Genomic DNA, 21664 nt, shown 5'->3' with positions numbered 1-21664 from the left:
TGGCGGGGATCTCGGGGACGTCCCGTCATGCAGTGTTTCAAAATCCTACAGCTTCCCCTCCCCCTTTCTCAGCCAAGCGGCGAAAGTTCTGGCCCCCGCTCTATGGATTGGCTGACAGCGCGTCCTCATGCCACATCGTAGTGTCGTCAGCTCTATCAACGGAGGCTCATCGGCATGGACGACAATCCCTTATTCAAGTCACTGATCGGGGCCTACGGCACCGAGCAAACAAAAGCAGCACTTGAAAAGTTTTTTAAAGACACGCTGAAACTCACCTCAGTGTTCGATATCACTCGGCTCACCGAAGCCGAATTCAAGGATCGCTTCAATACTGCAATCCAAAACAGCGCGCTCAAAGATCACGCGTCCAGCATTGACACAAGAACGCTCTACGACAACGTCAAATGCCTCGCAGCCCAGATCAGCCACCTGTATCGGGAGCAGCAGACTTCAGACGGAAAAGCTCAGCACCAGTGGCACCCACACGGCATTCGTGCTGTTGAGAAACAGGGACCGACCTACACCAATCTGTTCAAGGAGAACTGGGACGACGCCTGCAAGGTCGACTCGATCGCCGCCATCGATTCACCTGTCGCCTATCTCAGGGCGCTGTATCTGTTCGCCAAACAACTGGAAACCAGCACCTCGCGATCAACAGATGAAAGAGCCAACCGAATCCTGCTGGAAAAGCGTCGACCGGATCTCGCCGGATTATTGATCGACCAGCAAAATACCCTCACAGCACAGCCCATGCTCGAGATCGTCAATGGCATCCTGAACAAAAATATTCAGCAGGCGCTGCAGAACACCCCGGACCGAGGCAAATCGACCTATGATGTATTGGCGCAACGGCATTATCCCTTCGCTCTTCCCTACGAGATTTTCCATCATCAATGCCTGTTGGGCCTCGGTGGAAAAAAGTCAGTGCTGGGTGAGCTGAACTACCTCATCAGTACCCGCCTTCCGACCTCACAAAAAGTCGACAAACAGTACGGCCAGACACTGACATCCTCCACTCTTGAGGCTCAGCTACTGTTGTCCGGGCTGGGGCCGAAACAACAGGCGCTGCTGACACGAGTCCCTTTCACGACTCAGGACGAGCTCACAAAAAGTGCCTATTGGAAAAGTATCTATGGCACCAATACGCCCACCACCCTGAACAACCTGAACACCTTTCTCGAGCGCACCGAACTCAAGGCAGAGCAAGTAGAAGCACTACTTTCACAAGGCAAACATGCCCCCCGCAAATCACCGTATTACCCAACAACCACGCGAAGCACTGCCCCCTATGGCGCCCGTTATGTAAACGGTCCTTCCTCTGCTGGCAGTGGCATTGTCAACAGCATGAAGCTCGACAAAAACGGCACAGAAAAAGAAATCGCCGAGGCAACAGAAGACAGACTCGAACGTCTGCAGCGGATGATCCGCTTACAACGCTGGCTCAATATTCCGTTCGCCGATCTGGACACCCTGATCGTCAGCACTTTTGAATCCCGGGTTCCACGCAACACGCTCATGCAATTCGACGCCTATACCGTGCGCTGCCTAGGGGTTTATCGTCATTTGAACCGCCGATACTCGATAGAAGCCGAAGAGTTCGGGGCGTTGCTTTACCAGTTGGCTCCTTATGCATGCGGTGAAAACACCCCTTTGTTCGATCAGGTATTCAATCGGGCCAGAATCTTCGAGACACCGCTTGTACTCGATGAACTAGCATTCTCTTCAGACGACTCGGCCCCGGCTTCGCACACCATCCTTCAGCACTTGAGCGCCAGCCTTGGCCTGCCCCTGACGCAAGACTCGCTCTTACAGGTCGTCAAAAACACGCAAAAATACCTTGGCTCGCTCAAGTGTGATTTGCGCACACTGTCGTCGATTTACAGGCAGGCGCGCGTTGCTCGAATGTTTGGCATTTCGATCGCCGAAAGTTCGACGCTGGCAAACCTGCTGGGCGGGGAAAACATTTCCAGGTGTCTGGTAAATGGCAACTCAGGCATTCGTACCCTTCGAATAAAGGGCCTTCGGAAAGACTATGGAGATGAAATCGAGGTGGTCGCACGCTTGCGGGTAACGGAACTGGGCGATCCGGACAATCCAGCCCAGCTTCTACCGGGGTCAACCCTACGTACCAATACTTCCTGGTCCCCCGACTCCACAACCTCCTATGAGATCCTCATCCGGCATCCCGCTCCCCCAGCTGGGGCTCCTCCTGCCATCAAGATCGACGCGTTTTGGACCATTGCCGCGAACTCCGTCATATCTCTGGAAGGGGCTTCAATCCAAGTGACCGGCGAAGACCTCGATGAATTCATGCACCGAGAACCTTCATTCATAACGATGACAGAGACGCGAAACGGCAAAGAGAATACTGTTCTCTACTTGGATGATGTCACCCTGACACAAGATGAACCCCAGGGAGTTGAGGCATTCAACATACTCGATGTACTGATGCAAATGGATTGGATAACCAGCTGGATCAACGAATCCGTCTACGACATCCCAAAACTGCAATACCTTCTTGAACCGACAGACAGTGACGATCATTCATTCCGGGATTTGCAGCAACGCTTCGACAAACTAAGCGTAGAAGCGACCCAGTGCGTGGTAACTCCACAAGAACTGGCAAAGTTATCACTGCCGAAAAATATTAACTGGCTCAAAGTTCTGAATCCCACCCTGCTCGACAACAAAGGTCTAGTGAAAAATTTCGCACCGGCAATCGAAGATGATGTGCCCCAGAAATTAGGCGCGACATTGAACGAGGCTTTCACAGCGTTGACACTGGATAAAGATCCAAATAAAAACCTGAGACTCAAAGACGACTGCAAGAATAAACTCAAAGGCCTCCTACTGCTGGCCCATGATCGACAACTGCATCTGATCGAAAAGTGTTTACAGGAAACTTCGCTGCTTCCCATGAATTGTGCAAAGGGGGTGGTGATATGGGCGCAAACCTCGGTTCACCAGATCCTGACCGCTGCGCTGCACACAGAGGACTCATTCAATCTTCCACGATCACTCTCTCCAGTTCTGCGCCACGCCGACGCAGCGGTTCAGCTGCATTTGAGCAACAGGGCCCTGCGCGTTTTCCTCAGCCATCCCGACTGGCTGGAAAAGCCGAATCCACAGTTACAACTGACGCTCAGCAGCTTGTATCTGCTCGATCGCTTCAACCATTGCATGGTCACCCATCAGCACGCGGAAGAAAGCCTTCTGAGCTACTTGGAGTTCGCCAACTCCCCCGCGCCCACAACAGCCATCAACAGTCTCCTGGCCCAATTGCTGAACTGGACGACAGCTGAAGTCACCGTGCTGACCGCAAATCTGGAGTTTCAGCAGGCCAGAACAATGAAAGCCGTTGATTGGGTTATGCGCTGCCGGAAAACCTGTAAAGCCACCGGGCTTAACGCGGTCGCCCTACTCAATGCCACGGCCCTCAAGAACGAAAGCCCGGCCCATGCCTGGAAAACCGTCGGTGAAGCAGTCATGGCGGCCAGTCATTAATCCCATTACATGCTCAAGGAGTGAACATGTCTGCAGCTATTGAAAAGCAACTTAACGAAAGCCTGCGTGATGCACAACTCGGGTTCTATTTGTCAGCGATCATTCCGGAAAACGAGACACTGAAGTCGCTGAAGATCGCAGAGCACCTCAAGTCGGCCAATGATCTTTACCACTACTGGCTGCTCGACATACTGGTCAGTCAGGATGTGCCGACCAGCCAGGTAGCCTGCGCCACGGCCAGCCTGCAGCAATACATCAACAGCATTCTGGCCAACATGGAACCTGGGTATCACAACACAGATATACCTAATAATCAGATCGAGACCTGGCGCTCCGTGATGCATCACTATTCCAGCTGGGCAGCCAACCAGCGTTTGCACTATTTTCCCGCAGTCTATCTGGACCCGACCCTTCGCAAGACCAAAACCGACAATTTTCAGCAACTGGAAAACGACCTAAATCAGAACCAGCTCACTGCCGAATCCGTTCAGACGGCAGTACTGGCCTATCTGACAAGACTCGAAGAAGTTGCCAACCTGCAAATACTTAATGGTTACATTGACGGAGACGACTTCGCCAACAGCACCTATTATTTCATCGCCAAATCCCGCGCGGCCAATGCTTATTATTGGCGCTCACTTGACATGGCTATGCGGCCCAATGTCTCCAGCACTCAGAAATACGATGCACCAGAACCACAGGCTTGGTCGGACTGGAAATGCGCCAATCTGCCCATTTCCGAAAGCACCGTAGAGCACACCATTCGCCCCGTATTGTTCAACAATCGCCTGTATGTAATCTGGGCCGAATGCATCCATCAAGACAAGACGACAGGCCCTAAACCGGCAGAGAATAAGGCCAATCCCCTACTTCGTTTAAACCTCTGTTACAAAAAATACGACGAGAGCTGGAGCACACCGCAGACCTGCTTACAAGAGTACGTTTCGCAGGATGACTCTCAAGACCAGACGTTGGCCGAGTTCAAACAGAACATACAAACCAACGCGGTGTGTTACCAGTCCCCTGAAGTCATGAACATTTCACTCTACGTCCAAAAAGGAGACATTGACAAGAATAATGAACGAGACTCCTCATACTGGGCATCCATCGATATAGGCAAGGACTCTAATATAAAAACAACACCTTATCCCTATGTCATTACAGACATCACCCAACATTCTGGCCATACAGGAACACCTTACTTTAGCGATGAGGATAACAGTCAAAACGAGGGAAGAAACGAGCAAAAAAGCAGGCCGAGACTACCATTAGCCAAATTAATGCCTGTCAACCCCAAAAGACTCCTTTTTAAAAAGTCAACTTCTACGGCCAAAGGGAAATCGCCAAAAATCAGCGTTTACGAAAATGCATCTGCTGGCAATGTAGAGTTTATTGACTTTTCAGACTCATCAATTCAATACAGTGATGGCCAAGAAGAACAGAAACGCGCCCCTATTCGAATGAACATCACCTTCGCGAGGCATCTGATCGAGCGTGCCGAAACGAACATGGACACGTTGCTGAGCTGGAGTACTCAATGTCTAGAGGAGCCTGCTTTCGTGCAACGCGGTAAGCCCGAGAAAATGAATTTCTACGGCCCATATGGTCGCTACTTTGTGGAGTTGTTTCTATATCTTCCGTGGCTGGTAGCGCACCGTTTAAATATTGAGCGCCAATACAGCGAAGCCGAACGCTGGTTGCATTTCCTGTTCAACCCCAGCCGTAAAAAGGTTACCAAAAAAAATCCCGACTACTGGAACACCGTGCCGCTTATCAGCGCCATGACTCCCAAACCTGGTCAAACCACCTACGCCATCCAGAGCCCGCAAGACCCGCATCAAATTGCACTCAGCCATCCAGTGCACCTTCGCAAAGCCTTGTACATGCTCTATATCGATATTCTGCTCAACCGCGGTGACACTGCATACCGCACCTTGACCGCCGATGGGCTGACGGAAGCGAAGCTATGGTACATCCGCGCACTTGACCTGATGGGGCCTCGTCCGGACATCAAACAAACCGACCTCTGGACCGCCGTCGAACTGGAAAACTTCAGCGAAGAAACCAACCAGAGACTGCGTACTTTTGAAAAAAAACTGGGCACCAAAATACAACCCTTGCTCACTTCATCCGAAGTAGTACCTCCAGTGTGTGTGCGCCCTTATGCATCGCCCCCATCGGTGCTTACGATTGACACGCCCCGTTTGCGCTTGCCGTTCAACCCGTTACTGATCGCACGCTGGGACAAACTGGAGAGCCGTCTGCATAACCTCAGACACAATCTCGACATTGTCGGCCGCCCATTGCATCTTCCGCTCTTCGCTGCCCCCGCAGCACCCGGCGGCCTGCTCGGCACCAACCCCCAACGTGCCGCTGAGCCCGGCATTGCTCAACGCCAAGGCTCAGAGATCCCACCTTATCGTTTCAGTACTCTGCACGCCTATGCCATGAGCGCGGTAGACGCAGTGATTCAGTTTGGCACAACACTACTATCGTTCATCGAACGCAGCGAGCAGGCCAGTTATCAGGAGCTTCAACAGCATCATCTTTGGGATATCGCCAACATTGCGGTCGATCTGCAAACCCAGGCCCTGAAGATCGACCAGAAAACCCGAGACGCATTGCTTGCCAGTAAAGCTATTGTCGAAGGTCGGCGCGATTACTACAGTCAACTGGTCAATGAGGTTATCAATCCGGAAGAAGTGGCGGCCGCCGCTTCCCACCTGACGGGGCGTATCGCTGAAGCAGGCGCTTACGCGGCACAGGCATTCGGTCAAGGCCTGAAAGTCGCGCCCAACATTTTTGGCCTGGCGGACGGTGGTCATCGCCTGGAGGGTGTGCCCTTTGCCATGATGGCCGGGGCTCAAGGCGTGGCCGCCGCCGCCCATGGCGCTGGCGAAGCCCTCGAACGTGTCGCGCAGTACCGTCGCCGCCATCAGGACTGGACGCTCGCCCGCGACCAGGCAAAACTCGAGATCGAACAGATTGATGCACAGCTGGCGCTGGAGGTCGAAAGAGAGACCGCCTCGCGACTGCTGTTACGACAGACTCAAACCTCCCTGACGCAAGCCCGGGCCTCCTACGACTTTCTCAGCAAGCGCTTCACCAACTCGCAGCTTTACCAGTGGTTCACCTATCAGCTATCCACCTTCTATTACCAGGTGTATGACTCAACCTTCTCGCTGTGCCAGGCCACCGAACTGAGTTGGCGCTACGAGATGGCCGACAACACCACACAGCCGTTCTTCCTGCATCAGACCTGGAACAGCACCTATCGTGGGCTCGGCCCTGGCGAGCGGATGAAGTTGAGTTTGCTCAAGATGAAGAACGCTTATCTTCTGGGCAACGAACGCGAGCTGGAAATCCGCAAGACCGTGTCGTTGCGTCAGCTCAAGGCGAAGGAGGAGATCAAGGACACGCCCCCGACATCAATCAATAAAGCCTGGGAAGATACGCCCGGAGCAGACGGCACGGCGGCGACCGACGGGATCAAGTCGGAGCTTGTAAAGACCGGCTCATGCGAGTTTGAACTGACGCAGTCCCTGTTCGACAACGATTACCCCGGCCACTGTCTGCGCCGGATCAAGAGCATCAGCATTTCCCTGCCGGCCGTCCTGAGCCCTTATGAAGACATCCGTGCCACGCTGACCCAGACGGGTAGCGAAGTCGTCATGCCGGGCACCGACAAGACCCCCATTAAAAGTCTGCGGGCCAATCAGCAAATAGCGCTCTCGACGGGCGTCGACGATAACGGCCTGTTCACCCTGAGTTTCCAGGACGAACGTTACCTGCCTTTCGAATACACGGGCGCGATTTCGAAGTGGGAGCTGTCGTTTCCCAATCATGCCGCTCAAAAGTCCATGCTCGAATCACTCACCGACATCATCGTGCATGTGAGCTACACGGCCAGAGCAGGCGGAGGTTCGCAATGAGCGAACAAACAGCATTGCCTGTTATCGCGCCGTCACTGCCCAAGGGTGGCGGTGCCATCCAGAGCATTGGCAAAGGCTGGGGTGCCATCGGCGCCCACGGCGCAGCGTCTTATGAGATTGCCTTGCCGATTTCACCGGGTCGCGGCTTTGCACCCTCCTTGTCACTCAGTTACGGCAGTTCGGTCGGCAACAGTGTGTTTGGCATCGGCTGGGGGATGTCATTGCCCACTGTTGCGCGACGCACCAGCAAGGGCGTACCGGCCTATGCCGAGGACGACGAGATTGTCGGCCCCAGCGGTGTTGTGTGGCTGCCCGAGCGCGATCAAAAGGGCGTCATCACCTCAACCCGCATCGATCGTTACAACGAGCTGGAACTGGGTACAACCTATACTGTTGTGCGCCACTTCCCGAGAATCGAAAGCAGCTTCGACCGGATTGAACATTGGTCCTCGGAGAGCGACAAAACGGGTTTTTGGTTGGTGCACGGCGCCGATGGCAGTCTTCACGTGTACGGAAAAAATCCGCCATCGCGTCGAGCGGATCCCCAGGATATGAGCCGGGTAGGCGAATGGCTGCTGGAGGAGAGTCTGAACGCACACGGCGAGCACATCCTTTACCAGTACAAGGCAGAAGATGAGCGTGGTGGCGCCAAGGCCCAGCGCTACTTGAGCCGTGTGAGCTACGGAAATTTCAAGGCCGATGCACACCTTTACTTATGGCAAGCAGATCGGCTGAATTCTGTGCAATGGCATTTCGAGTTGGTATTCGACTACGGCGAACGGAGTACAGAGTACGAACAGAAACCGCTATATGAAGGCCAACAGTGGCAAGCCCGTAGCGACGCGTTTTCCAGCTTCGCCTACGGTTTTGAATTACGTACCGAACGCCTGTGCCGCCAGGTTCTGATGTTCCACCGCTTTCCCGATGAGTTGGGCACCGCCCCCGCTCTGGTCCGACGCCTGCTACTCGATTACCGACAGACGCCTCTGGGTTACCACCACCTGAGCGCTGCCCATGACCAGGCGTTTGGCAACTCGACAACCGCCGATAACCGTCCCCCCGTTGAATTCAGCTACAGCGAGTTCAAGCTCCTGCCTGAGACCCACGCCTGGCAGCGCTTTCAGAACATGCCGGGGCTCAACGACGGCCAAGGTTATCAACTGGTGGACTTGTACGGCGAGGGCCTGCCGGGCGTGCTCTATCGAGGTGATGCAGGCTGGTATTACCGCGAACCCATGCGAGCTAAAGCCAAAAGCAATGAAGTGGCTTACGATCAGTGGCGAGCGTTACCCAACATTCCCGTTGCCGACCCTGCAAAACCTGTGCGCCAGTCACTGCGCGACCTCACGGGCGATGGTCGGCTGGACTGGATCATTGCTCGGCCGGGGTTGAGTGGTTTTTTCTCCCTCGGCCCCGACCGGGAGTGGTCGGATTTCGCCACGTTCAATGCCTTCCCGGTGGAGTTTTTCAATCCGCAAGGGCAGTTGGCCGATCTGATGGGCGAAGGGCTCAGCGATCTGACGCTGATAGGCCCACGCAGTGTTCGCTTGTACGCCAATCAACGAGAACAAGGTTTTTCAGCTGCCCGTGACGTGGCTCGTAAAGAGGACGAAGACGCCCTTCCTTTACTCACGTCTTCGCCCACCGAATTGGTGGCCTTTAGCGATATCCTGGGCAGTGGTCAGCAGCACCTGGTGCGCATTCGTCACAACGAGGTGAAGTGCTGGCCAAACCTGGGTCGTGGACGTTTCGGTAAAGGCATCGTGCTGGGCTCCCCGGGCCTTGCATACGAAACATTCGACGCCTCGCGAATCCGTCTGGCGGATCTGGACGGCTCTGGCGCCGCCGACCTGATCTATCTGGAAGCGGATCAGGCGCGGATCCTCATGAACCGCAGCGGCAATGGTTTCGGCCCTTCAGTTACCCTGCCCTGGCCGGAAGGTGTGCGCTACGACCGTTTCTGCCAGGTGAGCATCGCCGACCTGCAAGGACTCGGCTGTTCCAGCCTGATTCTGAGCGTGCCGCACATGGCCCTTCAACATTGGCGCTACGACTTCGTCAGTGCAAAGCCGTATTTACTCACCCACACCAATAACAATATGGGCGCCGCAGGCAGCATCAGCTACCGCAGCTCGGCGCAGGAATGGCTGGATGAAAAAGCGGAGAAAATCAAAACCGACAAGCCCCGCATCTGTCATGTGCCAATGGCCCTGCATCTGGTATCGAAACAGACCCGGCTCGACGAGATTGCCGGCAATCGACTGACCCAGAACTTCTCTTACCGCCAAGGCTACTACGACGGCATCGAACGGGAATTTCGCGGCTTCGGCCTGTTGCTGCAAACCGACAGTGAAACCAGTCCCGGCGATGTCGACTCGCAAGGTTTCACCAACCCATGCCAGACAAAGCGCTGGTTCCACACCGGGCAAGCGGTGGATCTGCCTCGTACCGGTTATCACTATGCTGACAAAGAAGCCGTGGTGCTGGGCAAGGCACTGCTTTGCCAATACCAGCCAGAGCTCAAGAGCGACACACGCATCCCATCCCCAGACACGGCAACAACCCTCGAAATGGCTCGCGCCCTGAGTGGTCACTTACTGCGCATCGAGATCCTCGGAATCGATAAACGCCTGAAAACCAGAACGCTTTATTCGGTTCAGGAAAACCGCTATCGGGTACGCTTGCTACAAACACCTGAGGGTAATCGGCGCTATGCCCGGATGTTGCCGCTGCCGCTGGAATCCATCCGTTATCAGTACGAAGGCATCACCGATGATCCGCAATGCCAGCACACCCTCAATCTGCAGCACGACCTATGTGGCGCACTGACTCACAGCGTGAACGTCCATTACGCCCGACGTAAAGCCGACAGCGATACACCGCCGTTCAGCGATGCCGACCAGCAACAGTGGTGGCGCGATGCTCATGATCCGGCACAACAGTTCTACCACCTGAACGAAACCCTTGCCGAATTCATTCATCTGGATAGCGCCCAAGGATGGCGGCTGGGTCTGCCTTATCGCCAGCGTGCCAATGCGTTGAAACGACCCAAGGCACCCGAGGCCGGAGGACTGACCACAAAGGACATGACTTACGAAAAGCTCATCGAGCTCGTGAAGCAAACCGCCTGGACGACCCAACACGTCCTCACCGGACTGTCCGTGCAACGCTACAAACACACCTCAACCGCAGCAACCCTGCCGGACGGCGTCGCTCACTTCGAAGCCTTGGCCGACCATCTGGAAACCGCCGAGCTGGACGAAACAGCCCTGAGAGCCTTCGACGTGTTGTCGCAAGCGGCTCGCCCCAAGGGAAAACTGCTCGAACGAAGCGGCTATCGCCGTATGAACGATTTCCTTCCCGTAGCCACGTCTCCCAGAAAACTCTGGTCAGTCAAAAGCGGTTTCTCAACCTACGCCGCACTGAAGGGCTTTTACAAAACACAGACCCTGCAGTCGAGCAAAAGCCATGGTGTGACCGAGGTGAGCTACGACAACTATCACTGTCTCATCACCGCGCTCAAACTGCCCGATGGCTGTATCACCAAGGCTACGTACGATTACTGCTCACTCCAGCCCCGGTGCATCACTGACCCGAACGGGAACATTCAAGAAGGGCTCTATGATGGTTTCGGCCAAGTGCTGGCCACCAGCATTTACAGCAACAAGAGCAATACGCTCATGGGTTTCAAACCTATCGCTCAATACAAGCGTCCGGAGTTCACCAGCCCGACCGAAGCGATCAACCATGCAAAAGACGCTCTGCTGGACGCCGCCAATGCCATCTACTACGCGCCATTTAGCTGGATGGGGCGCGTCTCGAACGCAGCCCTGAAGGACCGTGACTGGCTGATGCGCTGCGTGGCCAACGGTGATGTGCTGCCAACCGGATACATCTGCGCTTCGGTCCGCAGTCGCCTGGCAGGCCTTAAAACACTCTCGGCCAATGAAGCGAAACTGAAAACCGAACTCGCAAACTCGGCCCGTGAGCCGATACACATTGCCACCCTGGTCGCCGATCGCTACCCCGATGACAGCCAGAAACAGATCCGCATCACCGTCACCTGCTGCGATGGCTTCGGCCGAACACGGCAAAGCAAGCGACAGGTCGAGTCGGGTACGGCCTACGTCGTCAACGCCAAGGGAGAGTTGGACCTCAAGGATGGAAAACCACAGGAGCTGACCGCAGCAAAGCGCTGGCGTATCAGCGAACGGGTGGAATACAACAACAAGGGATTGGCGATCCGGATCTACCGCCCTTATTTTGCCGATCAGCATCGCTATATCGATGATGCATCCTTGCGGCAGTTCGGCCACTGCGATCTGCAGTTTTACGATGCGTTGGGGCGACCGACTCACACACGACTCGCCAAACAAGGCAATCTTTCCTATATGCGGCGGCAAACCCGTCATCCCTGGTACACCGTGGATGAAGACGAGAACGACACGCTGCAAGAGGTCATGTCCGAACGACTCCCGACAACCGGAGGTGAGGCATGAGCGCACACCTTCACTGCAAGACACCGACGATCAGCGTAGTCGACAGCCGAGACCTGACGGTCCGGCATGTCGCTTATTGGCGTAGTGACGCAGCCAAGGCTGCTCAGGCGCGCATTACCCGTCAGCAGTACGACACCGCCGGGCGCCAGATTGCGCAGTGGGATCCGCGACTGTTTGCCGAAACGCAGAAGGCCAATCTGACGACCGCCTACAGCCTGTCCGGCAAAGCGCTGTTAGTGGACAGCGTCGACGCCGGGTGGCGCCTGAGTTTGCCTGGCGACGCCGGGCAGACACTGCGCAGCTGGGATCAGCGTGGCAACCATTGGCAAACAACCTACGACAATCAGCTAAGACCGACCGAAATCCAGGAGCAGGCAGCAGGCCAGGACCTGCGTGTGGTCGAACGCTTCAGCTATGGCGATAGCTCATCTGAATCCGCCAAACACAACCGCTGTGGCGCGCTGACTCGCCACGATGACAACGCCGGTACCCTGCTCATCAATGAGTACGCACTCTGCGCCAAACCTTTGAGCCAGACGCGACACTTCCTCCTGGACGCTGAACGGCCGAGCTGGCCAGTGGATGAGCTGGAACGCAATGGATTGCGCGAAGTGGGTGATGGCTACAAAACGATCTGCTACTACGACACACAGGGAGAAATCATCCGACAGATCGATGCCGGTCAACACCAACAGTGCTTCTCGTTTGATGTCGCCGGCCAGCTCAAGGCCGTGAACCTGAAAATAAAAGACGCTGCGACCGAAAAAACCATCGTGAAGGATCTCGTCTACAACGCGTTTGGCCAGGTTGAATCCCAGACGGCCGGGAACGGGGTTATCAGTCGCGCGGTGTTCGATCCGGCCAGCGGCCGCTTGACCTCACTCACCGCATCCGTATCTGCCAACACCTTGCAGGATCTGCACTACACCTACGACGCGGTGGGTAATGTGATGCGCATCGCGGACAAGGCCCAGCCGGTGCAGTTCGGCAGTAACCAACGGGTCGAAGCGGTCAGCACATTCACCTACGACAGCCTCTACCAACTGACCAGCGCGACGGGCCGAGAAGCGGCGGGACAAAACAGCCAACCCTACCTTCCCACCTCCAGCAGGGCACCGATCGACGCCCGGAAACTGTTCAACTTTACTGAGCACTACGAGTACGACACCGGCGGCAACCTGACCGAATTGCGCCATGTTCGCGACCGCAACAACTACACCCGGACCCTGAACGTTGCCGCCGCAAACAATCGCCTTCTGTCCTGGAGCAAAGGCGACTCAACGCCTGACATTGCAGCAAATTTCGATGACAACGGTAACCAGCAGGCGCTATACCTGGGCCAAGCGCTGGAATGGAACACCCGCAATCAACTTGGCAGCGTGATGCTGATCCAGCGTGAAGATGGGCGCAATGACATTGAACGCTACTGCTATGACAGCAACGGTCAACGTGTACGCAAGATCCAAACAACCTATGCAGCGGCGGTGACTCACACCCGGGAAGTCCGTTATCTGCCGGGGCTCGAAATCCGCACTCACAATAACGAGCATCTGGAAGTCATCACCCTGCAAGCCGGCCGCTGTAGGGTACGTTACCTGCACTGGACCCAAAGTCGGCCGTCCGATATCGCGGCAAACCAGTTGCGCTATAGCCTTGACGACCATCTGGACTCCAGCTCACTGGAACTCGACGACCAGGCTTGGCTGATCAGTCAGGAAAGCTATTTGCCTTATGGTGGAACCGCCTGGTCGGCGTCTCGTTCGGAGGTGGAAGCGGATTACCGAACCATTCGATATTCCGGCAAGGAGCGCGATGCCAGTGGCCTTTATTACTACGGGTACCGGTATTACGCACCGTGGTTACAGCGTTGGATCAGTCCGGATCCGGCAGGCCCCGTGGATGGGTTGAACCTGTATTGCATGGTGGGGAACAACCCGGTGAGATTCGTCGACCATAAGGGCCTGATGCGAGACGAAGACCTCAGAGAGTTCGAAGACTGGGGTAGAGCCCGCTCACAGGAAATCATGGATTCAGCTCAAGGTGACTATAGCTATCGCTTAATGCCGGATGACTTCGATAAAAGCTCCGATCAATTTTTAAATGGAGATTTATTGAGTAAGGAATTTCTTGCTCACTCGTATGGCTATATCAAAACTAGCGAAGTTGGGCTCAGCGACTTCTTTAATCTCCCAAAGCCTCAAGGCAGCATGAGGGGATACAGGGGGGTAGATAGGCGTTACCTAGGTAACGCCAGCGCCGCCGAGCCCGGTGTGTACTACTTGAGATACGGAACCTACAAGATCAGTAACACTGCTGACTACGTGACCGATGTGTCCAATCGGTACACCGCTGCAGGAAATGACATGTTCCATAATTTAGCAATAGATCAAGACGTATTAAGAGACGCACCAACATTAAGCAGGCTGGCCGATAGCGCCCATGAACTGCAACAACCAACCCGAGACTGGATCGCAGCTCATATCAACAATATGGGGGGGATCATGCCGATGCTCGCCGGTGGACCTGGGACTCATGCAGAAGTCCGACTGGTGAATTCAGTTGTTGCGCTCTATCCGGATAGAGCGGAAAGGATACTTTCAGAAACCACTGTATTCACAGACACATTGTCTCGGGGAGACGCCCCTCAGCCGTTCCCTGCCTGTATTAACTGTAGTGGCATCCTTCCGGAAGGAATCAGTATTCCGACCGGACGCACTCCCCTCGACTATGCGGGATACAACGCTCGTGTACAGCAATTAAACCAAGGACAAGCTTCGCGTCAGGCAACCGGACGAAACAGAAGATGACAGGATTTTCATGACTAACCTGCTCGACCCAAGTATTAATCCGTTCAAACACTGATCGCATTGGTAAACACCAACCGATTACCAAACGGATCGGTCACGGTCATGTCCTGGCTCCCCCAGGGCATGGCCTGAATCTGTGGGCGAGCGAAAGAATATTCCTTGGCCAGCAATTGCTGCTGGAACGCCTCCAACTCATCGGTCTCGATGCGCAGGGCTGATCCAGGTGTCGCGTCGCCATGGTGTTCGGACAGGTGCAGCACGCATTCGCCACGGGAGATTTGCAGATAGAGCGGGAAGTTCACTTCGAAACGATGCTGCCAATCGATCTTGAACCCCAGGAACTCGACGTAGAACTCCAATGCCTTGGTTTCATCGAAAATCCGCAGGATCGGGGTGGTTTTGCCGAAACTCATGGGGTAGCTCCCTGACTGAATGAGCCCAGTGTAGCTGGGCTGGATGTCAGCGCTTCGGCTTGGTAACGGCTTTCTTTAATCCCAATGTGCCACCACGAGACGCAGATCAAAAGATCGCAGCCTTCGCCAGCTCCTACGGAGAAATGTGAGCGCCCGTAGGAGCTGGCGAAGCCTGCGATCTTTTCTATCAATAAAACCCTTTACGCAAATCCCCTTCCCGCGCCAGAAACCGCCCTTCCCTTCTTCCATTCGCCTGACCGTCGCGGTAACTCAAGACACCGTTTACCCAAACTCCATCAATCCCTTGCGCTGCCTGTTGTGGATCGTTGAAGTCCGCCACATCACGAATCGTCGCAGGATCGAACAACACCAGATCCGCCCAATTCCCTTCACGGATTTCACCACGTTGCTTCAAGCCAAACCGCGCCGCCGACAGTCCAGTCATTTTGTGCACGGCGGTGTGCAGCGGAAATAGCCCCACATCGCGACTGAAATGTCCGAGCACCCGCGGGAAAGCGCCCCATAAGCGCGGATGCGGAAACGGGTCTTCCGGCAAGCCGTCGGAGCCGACCATCGACAGCGGATGCGCGAGGATTCTTCGTACATCGGCCTCGTCCATCCCGTAATACACCGCCCCGGCCGGTTGCAGTCGGCGGGCGGCTTCGAGCAGCGGCACGCTCCACTCGGTGGCGATGTCGATCAAATCCCGGCCACCCATTTGCGGATGCGGTGTGGACCAGGTGATGGTGATGCGATGGGCGTCGGTGACTTGCTTGAGGTCCAGGGTCGAAGAGCTCGCCGCATAGGGATAACAATCGCAGCCCACCGCATGGGTCTTCGCGGCGTGCTCAAGGGACGCCAGCAGTTGCGGACTGCGCCCCCAGTTACCAGCGCCGGCACATTTGAGATGGGAAATGATCACCGGCGTTTTCGCGTGGCGGCCAATCTGGAACGCCTCATCCATGGCCTCCAGTACCGGTTCGAATTCACTGCGTAAATGGGTGGTGTAGACCGCACCGAATGCCGTCAGCTCTTCGGTCAGTTGCATCACCTCGTCGGTGGAAGCCGAGAAGGCGCTGGCGTAGGCCAGGCCTGTGGATAAACCCAAGGCACCGGCCTCAAGGCTTTCGCGCAACTGCTCGCGCATGGCCGTGATCTCATCCGCGGTCGCGGTGCGGAACAAGTCGTCGAGATGATTGCTGCGCAACGCGGTGTGACCGACCAGTGCGGCCACGTTCAGCGTGGTGTTCGCCGCTTCGACAGCTGAGCGATAGTCGCGAAAGCGCGGATAAACGAACGCAGCGGCTGTGCCAAGCAGGTTCATCGGGTCTGGCGGATCGCCTCGCAGGCTCACCGGCGACGCGCTGATCCCACAGTTGCCGACAATCACTGTGGTCACACCCTGGCTGAGCTTGGGCAGCATCTGTGGCTGGCGGATCACCACCGTGTCGTCGTGGGCGTGCACATCGATGAAACCCGGCGCCAGCACTCTCCCGGCCGCGTCGACTTCTTCGGTGGCACGAGCGTCGCGCAAGTCGCCGATACGCTCGATGCGGCCGTTCAGAATCGCCACATCGGCGAGATAACCAGGGGCGTTGCTGCCATCGATAATCAGCGCGTTGCGGATCAACGTGTCGTACGTCATGTCAGTCTCTGCGCAGGAACCATCAAGGCATGACTTTTTCAGAAATCACGCGCCAGTGCACCCTCGATATCGATCCGGTCGTCCGCTCGGAACAACAGCTCGCGCAATTGCTCAAGGTGCGTTTTCAGGCCGCTGATCATGCGTTGCTTACGCCGTCCAGAACCTGACAACGACATTGTCGTATTTGAAGTCGTACATCTCTATTCCTTGAAAAGCCACGATGCAGTGAGCGAGCTAAAATCGAGTTCTGTATCGAGATCAAGTCATCAGAGATTGCGCGATAGCGCCCTGCGCACGCTATCGCTGTTCAGCGCAGGGCTTTCAGTCTCGGCAGGGGGTTGCGGCGGTACAGGACTTTCGACCTGAAAAGAGATTTCAGCCTGGACCGGGCTTTCAACTTGAACAGGGCTTGGCGCCTGACCACGGCTGGCAACCCGATTGTCCAGCCCCTCTATATAAGCGTTCAAATCGCTGATCAGCCGTTTCTTGCGCTGGGAGCCCTGATACCACGCGTAGCAAAAATAGCCCGTCGCCGCCAGGAAGCCTAGCCCGGCTGTAGCAAGACCGGCGATGCATAATCCAAGCACGATCAGCACTGTCTTCCAGTTAAAGGGCGACAGCTCCAGCTCGGTATTGAGCACGCTCGCGTCACGCAGCACCCAGCGCTTGGACGCCGTGTGGTTCTGCAAAATGGTGTGCAGAGGCGAACCATCCTTTTTCAAGGCACTGATCAAAGAGATCTCCTGACCTGTGCGCAAAGGAATGTCCACGCCGCGCAGCTTTACATCGTGCTCGACGCCGTCCGGGGTTTTGACCCAGAACTCATGATTGATGATCGAAACAGAACTGATGCGCACAGGCGTCACATCATCGTCGTTACCGTTCACATGAACGCCGCCCGTGGATGTCACACGGGTCTCGCTGATTTTTTCGCTGCCCACCACTTCACCGCTCAAAACAGTGAAAGAAACGGTTTTATCGCCATGGGTGAAGTTGTGCATTTCAATTCCTTGATAGACCCACGTCGATCGACGCGCAGGAGAAAGATCCGTATGCGGCGGATGCTACTAAGTAGCCATTAGGCTGTCCAGAATTCGCCACCTCTAGTGACGCGGAGCATGGGGACGATCACTCAGAGATTTCAGTCGTGATGCGCGCTGGCGCGTTTGAGCAGTGTCTTACAGCGTTCGGACAGGTGCAGTACGCGTAGCTGCTTGCCAGCCTTGGTGTAGCGCTCGCGCAATGTCTTCAGCGCGGCGATGGCCGAGTAGTCGACGAAGCTCAGGTGGCGACAATCAAGGGTCACCTGGGCCGGATCATTGGCAGGGTCGAACTGATTGAGGAATGGCGTGGTAGAGGCGAAAAACAACGTGCCGTGCAGGCGGTAGAGTTTGCTGCCGTCGCCTTCCTGATGAATGTCGGCATATAGCTCGCGGGCCTGTTGCCAGGCAAAGTTGAGCGCCGCAATGATGATCCCGCACAACACGGCGATGGCCAGATCGGTGAACACCGTAATCACCGTCACCGCGATGATCACCAGGACATCGTTCAGCGGCACCTTGTTCAGCACCCGCAGCGAAGCCCAGGCGAAGGTCTGCTGCGACACCACGAACATCACCCCGACCAATGCGGCCAGCGGGATGCGCTCGATCAGCGGCGAAAGGAACAGCACGAACAGCAGAATCATTATCCCGGCCACTGCACCGGACAGCCGACCGCGACCGCCAGAGCTGAGGTTGATCATGGTTTGCCCGATCATGGCGCAGCCACCCATGCCACCGAACACGCCAGAAACTATGTTGGCGGCTCCGAGCGCCACGCACTCGCGATCCGGGTAGCCGCGGCTCTCGGTGATCTCGTCGGTCAGGTTCAGGGTCAGCAGGGTTTCCAGCAGGCCGACCAACGCCATCAATATCGCGTAAGGGGCGATGATGCTCAGGGTTTCCAGGCTCCAGGGCAGATCTGGCAGGGCAAGACCCGGCAAGCCACCGGCAATGCGCGCCATGTCGCCCAGGGTTCGGGTCGGCAGGCCGAGCAGGTAAACCGCCAGCCCAACACCCAGAATCGCCACCAGCGCCGGCGGCACGGCGCGCGTCAGGCGCGGCATCAGGTAGACGATGGCCATCGTCAGCGCCACCAGCCCGATCATCATGTACAGCGGCGAGCCACTCAACCACGCTTCACCACTCTTGAAGTGCTCCAACTGCGCCAGGGCAATGACGATCGCCAAGCCGTTGACGAAGCCGAGCATCACCGGGTGCGGCACCATGCGCACCAGCTTGCCCAGCCTCAACAGGCCAAACGCCAGCATAATCAGCCCACCCAACAACACCGTCGCCAGCAGGTACTGCACGCCGTGCTGCACCACCAACGCGACGATCACCATAGCCATCGAGCCGGCCGCACCAGACACCATCCCCGGCCGCCCACCAAAGAGCGCAGTCAGGGTGCAGATGATGAACGCGCCGTAAAGCCCCATCAACGGGTTGAGGTGGGCTACCAGTGCGAAGGCGATACATTCGGGTAGCAGGGCGAAAGAGGTCGTGAGTCCGGCCAGGACATCGGCGCGCAGACGTTTGGGTTTCATGGCTTACCTAAAATGCAGGCGGGAGAAGAGAGGGAGGATGTTACGGAGTTGAGGGCGGGCCGGCCAGTGAATGGGCCGGCAGAAGTCAGCACGCCCTTGATGGATCGGTTGGGAGGGCTGGGGGATATAACAGGTAACGGGGCATTGAGTTTTCAGCCTGACAATAAGCGCTATACTCGGCACTCGTCCCCCGATCGAGCCACATCAATGGCAACTGTACGCCGTAACGGCAAAAAACTGAATTCCGATACTGTGATTCGCGCTATCGCCAGCTCTACAGCAATCGAAACGGGTCAGAATATTGAAGTAATCGAACGCAAGCTAAAAGGTAAAACCAGTAAGTTCCTGCATCTCAATCTTGCACAGTAGGACGCAAATCGGGTGTTTCGGCAGCTTTGACCGCTCATACCGACAATGCTTGCCGAACCCAGTGTTCCATGGGTTCGTAGTTGCAGTTGAGGCCTTGATTGATCGCTGCAAAGTAAGCGTCCTTGCTCGCCTCCCAACTGCTGTAATCCAGCGGCGTGCGGTCTGCCTGTACGGCCATCACATCCGCCAGTAACCGAGACAAACGCCCGTTACCTTCGCGGAATGGGTGAATCAGGATGAACTCCACGTGGATCAAGGCGATCGCCTTGATCAATGCTTCGTCCGAACAGCTACTGCAAGGTGTGAATCTGGCAAGACATTCGTTTTCGAAATCAACGAGCAGCCGGGGAATTTGCGGTGCTGCCGCGAAGAAAAAACCTCCCTTGCCCATATTTACCGAGCGAACATCTCCGGCCCACGGATAGATGTTTCCGAGCCATTTTCGATGCCAGTCTTTAAGATCCTGAGCAGTCAGTTGTCGATCAGGCAGATCCTCGAGCAACACTGACTGATACAACTTTTCCAGCAGCACCAGCTCCGCCTCGTCCATATCCTCCGGATCGGTAATACCTAGTTTGTTGGCTAATACCTGTTCGTCCGAACCAGGTTCATAGGTACTTTGCGATCCTTCGGCATCGTAGCGGTTGTTCATTTTTTACGCTTCCTGGCCCAGCCCACATTTATGGAATCAACCATAGGCCCGGAGACTGTGTTTGATCAAACCAGAAAACAAAAACGGCCGCCCGATGGCAGCCGCTTGAGGACTGATAGCGCAGCTACGCTTCGCTCCAACGCCATTCACCCCATCTTGTTACGAATCCATTCAACCATCGAAATACGCTTCGGCACGCAGGGATCCAAAATCAGCCCTTGAAATCCGCAATCGCGTAAGCCGCCAATTTGCCCTGGATGAAGTCCAGGAAGCACTGAATCCGTAGGGCAAGTTGCGAGTTACGGTAGTACACCGCGTTGATGGGTTGGCGATATCCGCTGTTGAACTCCGCCAGCAGTACCTGCAAGCGACCGGCGCGGATGTCGTCGATGGTCATGAAGTGCGAGAGACAGGCAATGCCTTGGCCTGCCAGCGCCAGGTGTCTGATCGTCTCGCCACTGGACGCACTGATCGACGCCTGGATCGGCCAGCGGTCTCCGTGGACATAGCGCAGCGGCCATTGGTTGAGGCCTTCATTCTGGGTAAAGCCCACCAGCGTGTGCTCGGTCAAATCCGTGACAGCGCTCGGTGTGCCGTGTTGTTCCAGGTAAGCCGGGCTGGCGACGATGTGCAGCGGGCTGCAACCCAGTGAACGGGCGTGCAAGGTCGAGTCGGCCAGCGTGCCAATGCGGATGGCGATGTCGGTGCTTTGTTCGAGCAGGTCGATGATCAGGTCGTTGCTGTTGAGTTCGAGCTGGATGTCCGGGTAGAGACGGCGGAACTCTTCGATGTGCGGCACGATGGCGTGCAGCATGAACGGCGAGGCGGCGTTGATTCGCAGCCGCCCGGACGGAGTTTGCTGGCGTGAGGACAGGCGCTCTTCAAGCTCGTTCATCTGATCGAGAATCAGCTTGGCGTGTTCGAAGAAGTACTTGCCTTCCTCGGTCAGGTCCATGCGCCGCGTGGTGCGGTTGATCAGCGTGGTGTCGAGCTTGGCCTCCAGTCGCGACAGTGTGCGGCTGACCGCCGACGGCGTTTGCCCGACCTGTTCGGCCGCAGCCGAAATCGACCCGCATTCAATCACGCAGACGAAAATCTGCAACTCATCGGATCTGGCTTTCACGTGTGGCCCTTATCGATAGTCCTGCCCCGTTCTACTGTGGCGAGGGGGCTTGCGCAATCCATGTGGGAGCGGGCTTGCTCGCGAAGGCGATGTACCAGACAACATTAATGTTGACTGACACGCCCTCTTCGCG

12 protein-coding genes are annotated in these 21664 nt (G+C 56.0%); 6 read left to right on the top strand and 6 right to left on the bottom strand.

Annotation, left to right across the window (positions count from 1 at the left end; translation table 11 throughout):
* The first annotated feature begins 174 nt into the window (after positions 1-174).
* Genes ACA044_RS03815 through ACA044_RS03800 form a run of 4 tightly spaced genes read left to right on the top strand, consistent with a single transcriptional unit; the run spans position 175 to position 14742 of the window.
* Positions 175-3504, top strand: coding sequence for a Tc toxin subunit A (locus tag ACA044_RS03815; protein ID WP_497445226.1), 3330 nt, complete (start codon positions 175-177; stop codon positions 3502-3504).
* Between the two features lie 26 nt (positions 3505-3530).
* Positions 3531-7436, top strand: coding sequence for a Tc toxin subunit A-related protein (locus tag ACA044_RS03810; protein ID WP_497445225.1), 3906 nt, complete (start codon positions 3531-3533; stop codon positions 7434-7436).
* Complete coding sequence (locus ACA044_RS03805; RefSeq protein WP_497445224.1) at positions 7433-11935, top strand: SpvB/TcaC N-terminal domain-containing protein; 4503 nt, start codon at positions 7433-7435, stop codon at positions 11933-11935. The genes ACA044_RS03810 and ACA044_RS03805 overlap by 4 nt, the downstream gene beginning before the upstream one ends.
* The gene (locus ACA044_RS03800) at positions 11932-14742 is read left to right on the top strand and encodes an RHS repeat-associated core domain-containing protein (protein ID WP_497445223.1); all 2811 of its coding nucleotides are present in this window, start codon (positions 11932-11934) and stop codon (positions 14740-14742) included. Before ACA044_RS03805 ends, ACA044_RS03800 begins: the two co-directional genes overlap by 4 nt.
* Positions 14743-14786: 44 nt before the next feature.
* Here the strand turns inward: ACA044_RS03800 and ACA044_RS03795 are convergent, their stop codons facing one another.
* A complete protein-coding gene (locus ACA044_RS03795; protein WP_497445222.1) occupies positions 14787-15155 on the bottom strand; it encodes a glyoxalase superfamily protein in 369 nt (122 codons plus the stop codon).
* A gap of 187 nt (positions 15156-15342) precedes the next feature.
* Positions 15343-16800 carry an N-acyl-D-amino-acid deacylase family protein gene (locus tag ACA044_RS03790; protein ID WP_497445221.1) on the bottom strand — a complete coding sequence of 486 codons (1458 nt, stop codon included), beginning with the start codon at positions 16798-16800 and terminating at the stop codon, positions 15343-15345.
* A gap of 29 nt (positions 16801-16829) precedes the next feature.
* On the opposite strand from ACA044_RS03790, the gene ACA044_RS03785 reads away from it, so the two are divergent.
* The gene (locus ACA044_RS03785) at positions 16830-16967 is read left to right on the top strand and encodes a hypothetical protein (protein ID WP_497445220.1); all 138 of its coding nucleotides are present in this window, start codon (positions 16830-16832) and stop codon (positions 16965-16967) included.
* A 99-nt stretch (positions 16968-17066) separates the two neighbouring features.
* Here ACA044_RS03785 and ACA044_RS03780 read toward each other — a convergent pair whose 3' ends face one another.
* Entirely contained in the window at positions 17067-17801 is a 735-nt protein-coding gene (locus tag ACA044_RS03780; RefSeq protein ID WP_497445219.1) for a hypothetical protein, read from the bottom strand.
* A 140-nt stretch (positions 17802-17941) separates the two neighbouring features.
* A complete protein-coding gene (locus ACA044_RS03775; RefSeq protein WP_497445218.1) occupies positions 17942-19387 on the bottom strand; it encodes a SulP family inorganic anion transporter in 1446 nt (481 codons plus the stop codon).
* 207 nt (positions 19388-19594) lie between these two features.
* Between ACA044_RS03775 and ACA044_RS03770 the strand changes: the two genes are divergently transcribed.
* Positions 19595-19756: a hypothetical protein gene (locus tag ACA044_RS03770; protein ID WP_497445217.1), complete on the top strand. Its 162-nt coding sequence runs from the start codon at positions 19595-19597 to the stop codon at positions 19754-19756.
* A 34-nt stretch (positions 19757-19790) separates the two neighbouring features.
* On the opposite strand, the gene ACA044_RS03765 is transcribed toward ACA044_RS03770, so the two are convergent.
* Both ACA044_RS03765 and ACA044_RS03760 read right to left on the bottom strand, forming a co-directional pair.
* Positions 19791-20408, bottom strand: a complete 618-nt coding sequence (locus tag ACA044_RS03765; protein WP_497445216.1) for a Fic/DOC family protein — start codon at positions 20406-20408, stop codon at positions 19791-19793.
* Positions 20409-20619: 211 nt separating this feature from the next.
* Positions 20620-21531, bottom strand: a complete 912-nt coding sequence (locus tag ACA044_RS03760) for a LysR substrate-binding domain-containing protein (protein WP_497445215.1) — start codon at positions 21529-21531, stop codon at positions 20620-20622.
* Positions 21532-21664: the final 133 nt, after the last annotated feature.

The sequence above is a fragment of the Pseudomonas sp. LBUM1673 genome, from assembly GCF_059695645.1.
The sequence above is the reverse complement of the archived record's forward strand: the minus strand, read 5'-3'. Positions and strand labels throughout refer to the sequence as shown.

What these genes read in the sequence shown, in the direction of transcription:
- ACA044_RS03815 (WP_497445226.1), top strand. Translation starts at nt 175, where the DNA reads ATGGACGACAATCCCTTATTCAAGTCACTGATCGGGGCCTACGGCACC.
- ACA044_RS03810 (WP_497445225.1), top strand. Translation starts at nt 3,531, where the DNA reads ATGTCTGCAGCTATTGAAAAGCAACTTAACGAAAGCCTGCGTGATGCA.
- ACA044_RS03805 (WP_497445224.1), top strand. Translation starts at nt 7,433, where the DNA reads ATGAGCGAACAAACAGCATTGCCTGTTATCGCGCCGTCACTGCCCAAG.
- ACA044_RS03800 (WP_497445223.1), top strand. Translation starts at nt 11,932, where the DNA reads ATGAGCGCACACCTTCACTGCAAGACACCGACGATCAGCGTAGTCGAC.
- ACA044_RS03795 (WP_497445222.1), bottom strand. Translation starts at nt 15,155, where the DNA reads ATGAGTTTCGGCAAAACCACCCCGATCCTGCGGATTTTCGATGAAACC.
- ACA044_RS03790 (WP_497445221.1), bottom strand. Translation starts at nt 16,800, where the DNA reads ATGACGTACGACACGTTGATCCGCAACGCGCTGATTATCGATGGCAGC.
- ACA044_RS03785 (WP_497445220.1), top strand. Translation starts at nt 16,830, where the DNA reads ATGACTTTTTCAGAAATCACGCGCCAGTGCACCCTCGATATCGATCCG.
- ACA044_RS03780 (WP_497445219.1), bottom strand. Translation starts at nt 17,801, where the DNA reads ATGCACAACTTCACCCATGGCGATAAAACCGTTTCTTTCACTGTTTTG.
- ACA044_RS03775 (WP_497445218.1), bottom strand. Translation starts at nt 19,387, where the DNA reads ATGAAACCCAAACGTCTGCGCGCCGATGTCCTGGCCGGACTCACGACC.
- ACA044_RS03770 (WP_497445217.1), top strand. Translation starts at nt 19,595, where the DNA reads ATGGCAACTGTACGCCGTAACGGCAAAAAACTGAATTCCGATACTGTG.
- ACA044_RS03765 (WP_497445216.1), bottom strand. Translation starts at nt 20,408, where the DNA reads ATGAACAACCGCTACGATGCCGAAGGATCGCAAAGTACCTATGAACCT.